The sequence below is a fragment of the Azospirillum sp. B506 genome, assembly GCF_000333595.1.
In the GTDB taxonomy this organism is placed as follows: domain Bacteria; phylum Pseudomonadota; class Alphaproteobacteria; order Azospirillales; family Azospirillaceae; genus Azospirillum.
Map to the genome: position 1 here is coordinate 1 of NZ_BADK01000095.1, position 11699 is coordinate 11699.

The following is an 11699-nucleotide window of genomic DNA, read 5'->3' on the forward strand; positions in this document are numbered from 1 at the left end:
CAGAGGGAGCTGCTTCGATTCACAGCTTGCCGACCGCAAGCGGACGACGCGTTACATGGTGAGAGGACGATCCCAATTCACGATGACGCAGCCCTTGCCGGACTCGTCGCGCATTTCGCCATCGACCTGCGCGGCGTAATTGCCCTGTTCACTGCCGGCGCCGTTGCCGAAGCTCTGTGCCCGCCGTTCCACGGACGATCAGCCGGATAAAGCCGCCACCAGCGATAAGGCGCAGAGCGCGACCGGTAATCTTCTCAACCAACCCTCCCCTGCCGTTGCGACACCGCAGAGTGGAAGGAGAATGGGGCATTTTCAGGCCCGTCATGGTTGAGACCGTGCGGCGAGACCGGCAACAGCTTAGAACTGCTTCAGCAGCCGGTCGATATAGTTGCGCTCCTCCTGCGGCCGGCCATACTGGCCGGAGCGGCGACGGAGTTCGTCCAGGATCTCGCGGGCGCGCTGGAGGTCCGACTGCTCCGGAATCTTCACGTCGTTGGAATCCTGCATGCCATAGCCGGTCGGGCGGCGGCCCAGCGGGTCGCGGCCCTGGCCCGGACGCGGCATCCGGCCCTGCTGCCCCATCATTGCCGGACCCTGGCCCATCATCTGCTGGGCCATCTGTTCGGCCATGCCCTGCATGCCCTGCTGCAGCTGCTCCATGGCCTCGGTCTGCGACGGCACGGCGGCGCCCGGGGCGCCCTGCTGCAAGGCCTGGGCGGCGTCGCGCATCGCGCGCTCGGCGCGCCCCAGCGGCTGCGGAATCTCGCCGCCCTGCTGTTCGCCCATGCGGCGCATCAGCTCGCCCAGCTGGCGCCGCAGTGCCTCCTGCTGTTCGGCCTGCTTCTGCAGGGTCGGGCTTCCCGTGTTCTGCTGCTGCTGGCCCTGCTGGCTCCGGCGCTGGTTGGGCTGGCGGCCGCGCGGCTGGTCGCCCTGTTGGTCCATCGACTCCTGCGACTGGCGGAAGCTCTGGTCGAGGAGCTGCTGCTGCTGCTGCGCCAGCTTCTGCAACTGCTGCATCATCTCCCAGGCTTGATTCTGCTGTTGCTGCTGGCCGTTCTGCTGGTTCATCTGTGCCATCGCACCGGAGCGCATGTTCTCCATCATCTGCTGAAGCTGCGACAGCATCTGCCGGGCGGCGTCGCGCGCCCCCGTCTGCGCCATCTCGCGCATGCGGTCGAGCATCTGCTGGAGGTCGCCACGGTCGGTCATCCGGTCGGCCATCTCCGGCGGGACCATCGGGATCTGCTCGCCGCGTTGCAGGGCCTCCATCATGCGCTGCTCCATGGCGTCCATGAACTTGTCGAGCGCCGCCTGCAACTCGTCCATCAGGCGGTTCAGCTCCTCGTCGGAGGCGTTCTTGTCCAGGGCGTCCGACAGGCGCTTTTCGGCGTCGCGCAGATCCTTTTCGGCCAGCGACAGGCCGCCGTCCTCGATGCGCAGCGCGGTTTCCCACAGAAGCTGCTGAAGGGCGGGGACCGCCTCGGCGCTCTGGTCCAGCATCAGCCGGGCCATGGCGGTGCGCAGGGACAGGAAGGCGACGATGTCGTTGCCGTAGCTGTCGGGCCGCGCCGAGATTTCCGCCAGCGCGCGGGCGACCTGGACGCGGGACTGCTGCGGATTGCGGGTCAGGATCTTGCGCTGGTTGACGATGGCGCGGGCGACGGGGTGGTTGAAGCTGCGTTCCGGCAGGATGATCGCCGCGTCCTCCGAGCGGCCGGTCTGGCCGGCCCCGTCGGTGGCGGTCAGCCGCACCGTCACCGGCAGGCCGGCCCAGGGGTGGGCGGTCAGATCCTGGAAGGCGGTGCCGTGCGCGTCCTTCGGGCGGACGCCGGGCAGCGACAGCGGGAACTCCAACACCTGCCCGGCATCGGCCTTCGGGGTCTCCTTCGGGGGCGTTTCGGTGTTCGCCTTACCGGGGGCCGCACCCGGAGCGGGCGGCGGACCGTCGGGGGCGAGGCGGATTTGCGCCTTCACCTCGGTCAGGCCGTAATCGTCGCGGGCGGCATAGTCCAGCTTCAGCGCGCCGCGTTCCCCGGCGGCGGGCGGGGTGGCGTGGGCAATGATCGGCGCACGGTCGGGCACCACCTGGATCGGCCAGGAACCCAGCGTCCGCGCGCCCTGGGTGACGGCGATGCGGGTGCCGCCGGTCACCGGCTTCTGCACCTGGAAGTTGGTGGAGTCGACCGCCTCGAACGGGCCGCTCTGGTCGCCGGCTTCCAGGCTGGGGGTGCCGCTGCCGCCGGTGACGCGGGCCAGCACGAGGCTGCCCTGCGGGATGTGGACCGGCTGGTCGGCAGTGTGATCGCCGGGGGGATGGCCGGCTGCGGTTTGCAGGGCCGCCTGCTGGGGGGCCGGTTTGGCGGTGGACCCGGATTTCAGGAAGACCGGCGGCAGGCCGGTGTAGTCGGGCGGGTTGATCCAGAGGTCGAGCGTCGCCGCGGCGGTGGCGGTGCCGCCGGTGAACTGCGGGGTCAGTGCGGCGGCGATCCGCGGGCGCCAGTCGCCCCAGGAGGCGGCCCCGGCGACCACCAGGGTCAGGATCACCAGCGCACGCAGGGCGTAGCGGTCGTGCGACGGCACCTCGGTCCCCGGCCAGGAAACGCGCAGACCGCGCATGGCAGCGCGCGTGCGCTCCTGGTGCAGGCGCCACAGCGCCTGGGCAGTGGGGTCGTTGCCGGCGGGGCGGTCGCGCAGGGTGTGCAGCGGACGGTGGGAGAGACCGCTGTCCCGCTCCAGCCGGCGGCGGGCTTCATCCTCCGCCGGGGCGCGGAAGCGCCGGAGTCCGACGGCGAGCGACAGCAGGAAGGCGGCGGCCAGCCCCAGCAGGACCAGCCCATGCAACCAGCCCGGCAGCAGGACCGGCAGGTTCAGCAGCGCCAGCGCCAGGAAGGCGCCCAGCACCGACAGCGGCGCCCACAGCGCCGGCCCCAACCGCTCCCACAACAGCGCCGCGCGCGCCTGGGCGAGGCGGAACCGGGGTTCCGGCACGTTGTCCGCCGGGCCTGCGTTCCGATTCCGGTCAATGCCGTCCCGCTCGGCATCGCCGCGTCGCTCGTTCTGCTTCATGCCGCCCCCTTCGCGCCCTGAGGCATCCGGTCCGGCGGTTGGCCTGCCACGGACCGGTGATGCTGGCGCGAACCAATCATATAGGCGCCGCCCGCGGCTTTTGCCCGCCGGTTCGTTCACCTGATGTCGATGATACAGCCCATCATTGCGGGATGGCGAAACTATGACGCGCGGCGACCGGCCGAAATTGCGGGCGGGCCGACGGTTTGGACCGCCGGCATTCGGAGAGAGGGCCGCGGGGTCAGTCGCCGTCGCCGGCCGGCAGCGGCTTGGTCACGGTGGTGCGGCGCCGGGTCTCCCGGTGCAGGATGTAAAGGCCGCTCGCCATCACCACGGCGGCGCCGGCCGCCATCGTTCCGGTCGGCACCTCCCCCCACATGAACCAGCCGAAGATGACCGCCAGCAGCAGGGAGGTGTAGTTCAGCGGCGCCACCACCGCCGCCGGTGCCAGCGAATAGGCGCGGGTCAGCATCAGCTGGCCGCAGCCGCCGAACAGCCCGGTTGCCAGCAGCAGAAGCCAGTCCATCGGACCCGGCGAGACCCAGGAGAAGGGCAGCGACAGGCCGAGCAGCAGGGTGGTCAGCAGCGTGAAATAGAAGACGATGGTGTCCGGCCGTTCCGTCCGGCTCAGCTGGCGGATGGCGATCATCGCCAGCGCGTTGGTCAATGCGCCAAACAGCGCGATCATGGCCCCCAGATTCAGCACGTCTCCGCTGGGCCGGACGATGATCAGCACGCCGGCGAAGCCGACCAGAACGGCGCTCCAGCGGTGGATGCCGACCTTCTCGCTCAGCAGCGGCACCGACAGGGCGGTGAGGAACAGCGGGGCGGCGAAATTCAGCGCGATGGCGTCGCCCAGCGGCAGCAGATGGAAGGACCAGAACATGGCGACCATGGTGGTCAGCCCGATCAGCGACCGTCCCATATGGCCCCAGGGATAGCGGGTGCGCAGCGCCGTCGCGAAGCCGGTGCCGAGATGGATCGCCAGGCAGACCGGGATCAGCGCGAACAGGCTGCGGAAGAACATGACCTCGGTCACCGGGAAGCGGTCCATCAGGAGCTTCGCCAGGACGTTCATCAGCGAAAAGAACAGCACCGACGTCAGCATCGAGGCGATGCCGCGCGGGGTGTTGTCGATTCGCGTGTGTGGGCTGGGAGGGGAGTGCGGCGGGACTGTCACGGTGCGCCGAGCCTACCAAGCGTTGCCGCCCGCGTCACGGTGTCGCGACACGGGCGGTCATGCCGGGGCGGTATGGCGGTGTTGCGAAAACCCGCTTCAGTGGCCCGCTTCGGTGGCTATTCAGCCGTGGTCGGTCGGCCGCGGCCGGTCAGGCCTGGACCTTGAACAGGCCGGAAACCTCCGCCTCGGCGCGCAGCCAGTGTTCCTGCTCGCGGCCGTCGGGGCGGCCTTCCTCTTCCCAGATCTGATAGGCGCGTTCCTGGATCATGCGGTTGCGCTGGCCGCTCAGCAGGCCCTCGGCGATGTTCATGTTCAGGCGGGCGAGCGAGACCAGCTTGCTCGTCTCGATGGCGCCCTGGGTCGCCAGCATGGTGGTGGAGACGACATACTGCGCCAGATTGCGCAGGTTGGCCTTCACCTCCGGCTCCACCGGGCAATCGCTGTTCAGCAGGACCGTCTTGATGGCGATCCACAGCTTCAGATTCTGGTCCAGCGTGATCGACACCTTGTCCGGCGAGTCCGACTCCAGAAGGGCGCTGGCCGCCTGCAGCAGAACGATGCTGTCCTGCTCCACCGATGCGAAGTTGGTGCGCAGGATGGTGTCGGCCCAGCTTTCCACCGGCGCCTCGAACACCGGCGCCGTCGCGGCAGCGGCGGGAGCGGTGGCGGCGGGAGCGGTGGCGGGAGCGGCGGAGGAGGCGGTCTTGCGCTTGGTGGCCATCGTGGGTTCCCCAGGGAGCGTTCGGTCCGGGTCCACTTGAGCCAACCATGTTTAAGATGCGGTTAAGGCGCTACCGGTGCGCGCGTTTTCCCACCGCCAGACGCCGCGACACGATGTCCTGACCTCGTGCAGGCGGTCATGTGCGGTCACGGGCCGCCGAAAGGCAAGCGGTAGTAAAAGCCGAAGACGTTGTTGGTGCCGGCCGCCGGATCGCCCGCCCCGGCGTCGTTGACGATGCGGCTGTAGCCCAGGCTGAAGCGCGACTTGTTGTCGAACTCGTATCCCAACTCCAGCTGCGAGCGGAACTCGGTGGTCGGCGCCCCTTCGCGCCGGGCGGTCGGCAGCGTGCCGGCGCCGACGCTGGGGGTGAAGACGAAGGAGCCGAGCGGCACATCGACCAGCACGCCGCCGCTGAGGCCCCCGCCCAGGCCCCGAGTGAGGCCGGTCGCCGCACCGCGCGGCGTCAGGCTGCCGCTGCTGCCGGGGCCGATCCAGGGCTGGATGCTGACATAGGGTTCGATCTGCGGGACCAGCGACGATCCGATCCGCACCTTGCTGTTCAGGACGGTGAGGCTGCTTTCCGCCGGTGGCTGCAGGTTGTAGGCGAGACCGCCCAGCGCCCAGTTGCCGAAGCGGCCGTCGGCGTCGATCGAGTCCGCCCGTGCGGTTCCACCGCCGGCCAGGACGACCCCGAGCAGGCAGGCGGCAAGGACGGCCGGCAGGCAGATCCTCTGGAGGCGGAACAGGCGGTTCACGGGCACCCTCCTCCCCATGACATGTCGGGTCGGACCATGCGGTCCGGCCACCATAACGAAGGGGCGTGGCGACCGACCCATGGTGTATCGGCACTACCCCTAGGATGTCGTCATTGCCATCCGCGTTTCAACCATGAAAGCAGGAGCGGGATGGGTTCCTCCTCTGCTATTCTACGCTCATGACCGCGCATCCCGCCCTTGGACTGCAAGAGGAGGCGATCGCCTTCCTCGGCGATCCGCGCAGCCATGGCGGACAGGCGGTGGAGCGCATCGACACCCATGCCGCCCTGGTGTTCCTGGCGGGCGATCGGGCGCTGAAGCTGAAGCGCGCGGTGCGCTATCCCTATCTCGACTATTCGACGGTGGAGAAGCGCCGTGCCGCCTGCGTCGCGGAACTGGCGATCAACCGCCGCACCGCGCCGGCGCTCTACCGTGGCGTCGTCGCCATCCGCCGCGGGGACGATGGCCGGCTGCGGTTGGACGAGGGGGCAGGGAACGCATCCGGGCCCGCATCCTCCGATGCATCCAGGGATGTCATCGACTGGCTGGTGTCGATGGCGCGCTTCCCGGACGAGGCGCTGTTCGACCGCATGGCGGAGCGGCAGGCCCTGACCCCCGCCCTGATGCGCCGCCTGGCGGAGCGTATCGCCGCGTTCCACCGCGAGGCCGCTCCCCGGCCGGAAGAGGGCGGGGTGGAGGCGATGCGGGCGGTGGCGGACGGCAATTTCGTGGATCTGCACGCCGCGGCCGACCTGTTCCCCGCCGAAAAGGTTGCGCGGCTGGCGGAGCGCACGGGGGCGGCGCTCGACCGTCTGGCACCGCTGCTGGAGGAACGGCGGCGGGCGGGCTTCGTCCGTCACGGCCATGGCGACCTGCATCTGCGCAACATCGTCCTGCTGGACGGCGAACCGGCCCTGTTCGACGCCATCGAGTTCGACGAGGCGTTGGCGGTGACCGACGTCTTCTACGACCTCGCCTTCCTGCTGATGGATTTGGATCACCGCGGCTTGCGGCCGTTGGGCAACGCGGTGCTGAACCGCTATCTGGAAGAGACGGAGGATTACGGCGGGCTGGCGGCGCTGCCGCTGTTCCTGTCCCTGCGGGCGGCGGTGCGGGCCAAGGTGTCGGCGGCGGCGCTTCGGCTTGGGGGGCGCCGTGGGGAAAAGACGGCGGTGCTGGCGGACGAGGCGCGGCGCTATCTGGGCCATGCGCTTGCCGCGCTGGATCCGGCCCCGGCGCGGCTGGTCGCGGTCGGCGGGCTGTCGGGCAGCGGCAAGACCCGGCTCGCCCATGGGATCGCGCCCGATCTGGGACCGGCGCCCGGCGCGGTGGTGCTGCGCAGCGATGTGCTGCGCAAGCGGCTGTGCGGAGTCGCCGATACCGACCGCTTGCCGGCCGGCGGCTATGCCCCGGCGGTGACGGAGCGGGTCTATGCCGAACTGTACCGGCGCGCGGCGGCGGTGCTGGCCGCCGGGCATGCCGTGGTGATCGATGCGGTCAGCGCCCGGCCGGACGAGCGCCGCCGGATCGAGGCGGTCGCGGCGGAAGCCGGGCTGCGGTTCGACGGCATCTGGATGGAGGCGCCGCTGGTGGAGCGGGTAGCCCGTGTGACCAATCGTCGCAGCGATGCCTCCGATGCCACCGCCGATGTGGTGGAACGGCAGGAATCCTATGATTTGGGGACCATCGGCTGGACGCGCCTGGATTCTGGCAGGGTTGCGTCGGATGTGCTGGACGACGCCCGTGCAAGCTTGGCCTAATTCCAGGTGAGACAACATCTTAAGGGCCGCAGCCTCCGCCCCGGGCTGCGGACCGCGGCAACCAGGAGGCGAATGACGGGAAGGTGAGGATCGTCCGCCTCAGCGGTGGACGGACCGCCGCCGTCCGGGAAGGGCCGCTCTATCCGGTCCGGGAGGAGTCCATGACCTACAAAACCATCCTTGTGCCGCTGTGCGGCAGTGACAACGACCTGGTGGCCCTGAAGGGTGCGATTGCGGTGGCGCGGGACTTCGACGCCCACCTCGTCGCCCTGTTCGTCTGCCTCGACCCGCGCGATGCCGTGCCGATGCTGGGCGAAGGCATGTCCGGCGCCATGGTGGATGAGATCATGCGCGCGGCGGAAACGGAGTCGAACACCCATCGCACCGCCGCCCGCCGCCATTTCGACGCCGCCATCGCCGAGGCCGGGTTCGAGTTGCGCGACGTCCCCGGCGGGGTCGAGGCGCCGTCCGCCTCCTGGCGCGAGGTCACCGGCCGGATCGAGGACGTGGTGCCCGCCGAGGGTCGCCTGTCCGACCTGATCGTCTGCGCCCACACCTCCATCGAGGCGGACACGCAGGGCTACACCACCATGGAAACGGCGCTTCTGGGCTCGGCACGGCCGGTGCTGCTGGTGCCGAAACACATGCCGGCGGAGATCGGCCACACCATCGCCGTCGCCTGGAACGGCAAGATGGAGGCCACCCGCGCCGTCGCCGCGGCCCTGCCCTTCCTGCGCAGCGCGGAGCGCACCCATGTCCTGACCGCCGAGACCAATGTGACGGAAGGCGCGACAGGACGCCGCATCGCCCAATATCTCGCTTGGCAGGGGGTTAACCCTGAGTTAACTATATTGCATCCGGGATCCGAACCCGTTGGGGAGACGGTCACCAAGAAAGCCGTTGAGCTGGGCGCCGACCTGCTGGTTATGGGCGGCTATGGCCACAGCCGGATGCGGGAAATGATCCTGGGCGGTGTCACGCGCTACGTGCTGAACCACGCCGGGCTGCCGGTTCTGATGGCTCACTGATTTCTTGCCGGTCTTCGGCCGCGCGGTTTCCCCGCCGCCCTCATTGGCGGGGTGCCGTGCGGCGCCGGCATTTGCAGGGTGCCGGTCAGCAGGACCGTTTTTCGACCCTGATCCGACAGGGCAGTCCGGCCGTTCCCGGGAGGAACGCGCCATGTTGACGATCAAGGACTGCATCGCGCTGAGCGATCTCACCGAAGCCGAGATCAAGGCGATTGCCGAACACGAACATGTTCCGGAAATGGTCGCCGTGGAGATGGGCCATTGCCTTGCCCACTGCCCCGGCGGAGCCGACCGCATCGCCCACATCATCGCCGACGATATCGCGGAAGCCTGCGCCCACGGGCAGGTCGGCCATGCGGTGGAACTGATGCACACGCTGCGGGAATTCGTGGAAACGCATCCGCAGGAGTAAGGGCGCAGGGATCCAGGCCCGGTTAGAGGGCGCGCGGCCGGGAACAGTCCGGCCGCGGCGGGGTTCTATTGGCAACCGTTCATCACCCCTCCACAACTGCCAAGGACTCCGACATGGCCAGCAAGACCACCGGTACCCAGGCCGATATCTTCGCCCGCATCAAGACCGACCACGACACCATCCGCAGCCTTCTGGAAAAGACCGAGAAGGCCAACGGCAGCGGCCGCGCCGTGTTCGAGGAGCTTCAGCGCGAGCTGTGGGCCCATTCGAAGGTGGAGGAGGGCGTTTTCTACGCCTCGCTGAAGAAGGCGAAGGACGCCAAGTCGGAAACCGTCGAGGGGTTGAACGAACACCACCTCATCAACGGCCTGCTCGATGAGCTGAACGCGATGAAGACCAGCGACAGCGGCTGGAAGGAAAAGCTCCAGGTTCTGGGCGAACTGGTCCGCCACCACCTCGACGAGGAGGAGGAGGAACTGTTCGAGGAGGCCAGGGAGGCTCTCGACGACGAGCGCGCCGCCGAACTGGGCAGCGCCTATGCCGACCGCAAGACGCACATCATGGCGGGGCTGGCGCCGCTGTAAGACGGAGAAGGGAGAACCCGGGCCTTCCCGCTCGGTTGCCGCCGGCTGTCGGAGGAGCCATATGTGGGGCTTCCTGAACTGGCCGGCGGTGTCGATGTCCAAGCGTGTCAGCGTCAAACGAATGCTCCCGCAGCGAAGGGTGCGATTCGGCCGTGCCGCGCTGGCAGTGGTCGCACTGGGAGTTTCCGTCCTGATGGCCGCCCCCGCCTCGGCTGCATCCGTGCCGCCGGCGAAGGAATTGGCGCAGAAGACCTGTGGCACGCTGTCGGCCCGCGTCGACGAGGTGTCCGGGCGCGGGCCGCTGTTCCTGCGCAGCTACGACAATTCCTATGCGCCCGGCCCGACCTCTGAGCCGGCGCTGTCCAATGCCGCCTTCACCTACGACAACGCGCTGGCGATCATGGCACTGACCGCCTGCGGCCAGCGCGACAAGGCGTTGCGCATCGGCGAGGCGCTGCTCGATGCCGTGTCGCTCGACCGCGCCGGCTGGAAGGGGCGGCTGCGCAACACCTACCGGGCGGGCGCGCAGAAGCAGCGGCCGATTCCGCCCAATGGCTGGTGGGATGCCATCGGCAACCATTGGGGAGAGGACCCCTATCAGGTCGGCACCGCCACCGGCAACGTCGCCTGGGCCGGGCTGGCCCTGCTGACGCTGGCCGATGCGACCGGCGAGACCCGGTACCGCGACGGCGCGGCCGAGCTGGCGCGTTGGGTGGTCGAGCACACCCGTGACCCGCGCGGCCCCGGCGGCTTCAACGGCGGCGTTCAGGGCTTCGACGACGCGCCGCAGCCGCTGACCTGGAAATCAACCGAGCACAACACCGATCTGGTCGCCCTGTTCGGTTGGCTTGGCGGCGGATCGGAGGGCGACTTCACCGGGCCGGAGCGCGAGGCGCGCGGTTTCCTCGACAGCATGTGGACGGCGGGCGGCGACCATTTTCCCATCGGCACCGCACCGGATGGGGCGACGGTCAGCACCTCCACCTCCGGCCTCGATGCCCAGCTCTGGCCGCTGCTGCTGCCGAAGGCGCCGGAGACCTGGCGTGCCGCCCTGTCCTATGCGGAGCGTGCCCATGGCGCCGACGGCGGTTTCGATTTCAACGACGACCGCGACGGCATGTGGGTGGAGGGGACGGCGCAGGCGGCGCTGGCCTATCGCGTGGTCGGCCGCCGCGGCGATGCCGACCGGCTGTTCGGCGAGCTGCTGAAGGAGATCAGTCCCGGCGGCTATCTCTATGCCACCCGGCCGCAGGTGCTGACCACCGGGCTTGCCATCGGGCCGGACAGCAAGACCGACGACTTCCTCTATTACCGCCGGCCCCATCTGGGCGCCACCGCATGGGCGGCGCTGGCGGCGGTGGGGTGGAACCCCTTCACGGGGAAGGCGGTGCCGTAGGCGACCGCCTTCCCTTTTCATCTGTCTGGCCGGCGCCTCAGCCGGCGCGGATGTGCGAGAGGAAGCCTTCCACCTCGTTGTGCATCGCTTCCGACTGCCGGGACAGGTCGCGGGCGGCGGACAGCACCTGATCGCCTGCATGTCCGGTCTGCGACGCGACCTCCGTCAGCTCCGACAGGCTGGCCGAGACGCTGGCGGTGGCGTGGGAGGCCTGCTGGATGGCACGGCTGATCTCCTCGGTCGTCGCGTTCTGCTGGGTGATGGCGCCGGAAATGGCGGTGGCGATCTCGTTCATGCGGGCGATGGTGACACCGATGCCCTTGATCGCCGTCACCGCCGTGCCGGTCACCGTCTGCATCGCCTGGATCTGGGCGGAGATCTCCTCGGTGGCCTTGGCGGTCTGGCTGGCGAGGCTCTTCACCTCGCTGGCCACCACGGCGAAGCCCTTGCCGGCCTCGCCGGCCCGGGCCGCCTCGATGGTGGCGTTGAGCGCCAGCAGGTTGGTCTGCGCCGCGATGTCGCTGATCAGCGACACCACTTCGCCGATGCGCTGGGCGGTCTGGGCGAGGTCGCCGACGACGGCGTTGGTCTGTTCCGCCTCGCGCATCGCCGCACCTGCCACATCGGTGCTCTGGTTCACCTGACGGGCGATCTCGGCGATGGAGGCGTTCATTTCTTCTGTCGCGGCGGCGACCGCCTGGACGTTGGAGGAGGTCTGTTCCGATGCCGCGGCGGAACTGGTGGCCTGCTGCATGGATTTCTGGGCGATGCCGCTCATGCTGCGGGCGGTGTTTTCC

At 69.2% G+C, this 11699-nt stretch carries 11 protein-coding genes; 5 read left to right on the forward strand and 6 right to left on the reverse strand.

Annotated elements, in window-relative coordinates:
* Window positions 1-51: 51 nt before the first annotated feature.
* The 5 genes from I71_RS38135 to I71_RS03645 form a co-directional block, all read right to left on the reverse strand.
* Window positions 52-192 (reverse strand): hypothetical protein, encoded by a 141-nt coding sequence (locus I71_RS38135; protein WP_159107341.1) that lies wholly within the window; start codon window positions 190-192, stop codon window positions 52-54.
* A 165-nt stretch (window positions 193-357) separates the two neighbouring features.
* Window positions 358-3066, reverse strand: a complete 2709-nt coding sequence (locus I71_RS03630; RefSeq protein ID WP_042690775.1) for a TIGR02302 family protein — start codon at window positions 3064-3066, stop codon at window positions 358-360.
* 241 nt (window positions 3067-3307) lie between these two features.
* Window positions 3308-4246, reverse strand: coding sequence for a DMT family transporter (locus tag I71_RS03635; protein ID WP_042690778.1), 939 nt, complete (start codon window positions 4244-4246; stop codon window positions 3308-3310).
* 148 nt (window positions 4247-4394) lie between these two features.
* Window positions 4395-4967 (reverse strand): DUF2934 domain-containing protein, encoded by a 573-nt coding sequence (locus tag I71_RS03640; protein ID WP_042690780.1) that lies wholly within the window; start codon window positions 4965-4967, stop codon window positions 4395-4397.
* Between the two features lie 146 nt (window positions 4968-5113).
* Window positions 5114-5722, reverse strand: coding sequence for a hypothetical protein (locus I71_RS03645; RefSeq protein ID WP_244433609.1), 609 nt, complete (start codon window positions 5720-5722; stop codon window positions 5114-5116).
* A gap of 179 nt (window positions 5723-5901) precedes the next feature.
* Between I71_RS03645 and I71_RS40460 the strand changes: the two genes are divergently transcribed.
* The 5 genes from I71_RS40460 (at window position 5902) to I71_RS03670 (ending at window position 10902) form a co-directional block, all read left to right on the forward strand.
* Complete coding sequence (locus I71_RS40460; protein ID WP_042690782.1) at window positions 5902-7482, forward strand: AAA family ATPase; 1581 nt, start codon at window positions 5902-5904, stop codon at window positions 7480-7482.
* 161 nt (window positions 7483-7643) lie between these two features.
* Complete coding sequence (locus I71_RS03655; protein ID WP_042690790.1) at window positions 7644-8510, forward strand: universal stress protein; 867 nt, start codon at window positions 7644-7646, stop codon at window positions 8508-8510.
* A gap of 151 nt (window positions 8511-8661) precedes the next feature.
* Entirely contained in the window at window positions 8662-8922 is a 261-nt protein-coding gene (locus tag I71_RS03660) for a hypothetical protein (protein ID WP_042690784.1), read from the forward strand.
* A 113-nt stretch (window positions 8923-9035) separates the two neighbouring features.
* Window positions 9036-9506: a hemerythrin domain-containing protein gene (locus I71_RS03665; RefSeq protein ID WP_042690786.1), complete on the forward strand. Its 471-nt coding sequence runs from the start codon at window positions 9036-9038 to the stop codon at window positions 9504-9506.
* 193 nt (window positions 9507-9699) lie between these two features.
* Window positions 9700-10902 carry a hypothetical protein gene (locus tag I71_RS03670; protein ID WP_244433610.1) on the forward strand — a complete coding sequence of 401 codons (1203 nt, stop codon included), beginning with the start codon at window positions 9700-9702 and terminating at the stop codon, window positions 10900-10902.
* Between the two features lie 37 nt (window positions 10903-10939).
* On the opposite strand, the gene I71_RS03675 is transcribed toward I71_RS03670, so the two are convergent.
* Window positions 10940-11699, reverse strand: a 760-nt coding sequence (locus I71_RS03675; RefSeq protein ID WP_042690795.1) for a methyl-accepting chemotaxis protein, incomplete at its 5' end; no start/stop codon positions are given.

Bases quoted from the DNA above. Each gene is read 5' to 3' on its own strand.
- I71_RS03630 (WP_042690775.1), bottom strand. From the start codon at position 3,066: ATGAAGCAGAACGAGCGACGCGGCGATGCCGAGCGGGACGGCATTGAC.
- I71_RS03640 (WP_042690780.1), bottom strand. From the start codon at position 4,967: ATGGCCACCAAGCGCAAGACCGCCTCCTCCGCCGCTCCCGCCACCGCT.
- I71_RS40460 (WP_042690782.1), top strand. From the start codon at position 5,902: ATGACCGCGCATCCCGCCCTTGGACTGCAAGAGGAGGCGATCGCCTTC.
- I71_RS03655 (WP_042690790.1), top strand. From the start codon at position 7,644: ATGACCTACAAAACCATCCTTGTGCCGCTGTGCGGCAGTGACAACGAC.
- I71_RS03660 (WP_042690784.1), top strand. From the start codon at position 8,662: ATGTTGACGATCAAGGACTGCATCGCGCTGAGCGATCTCACCGAAGCC.
- I71_RS03665 (WP_042690786.1), top strand. From the start codon at position 9,036: ATGGCCAGCAAGACCACCGGTACCCAGGCCGATATCTTCGCCCGCATC.
- I71_RS03670 (WP_244433610.1), top strand. From the start codon at position 9,700: ATGGCCGCCCCCGCCTCGGCTGCATCCGTGCCGCCGGCGAAGGAATTG.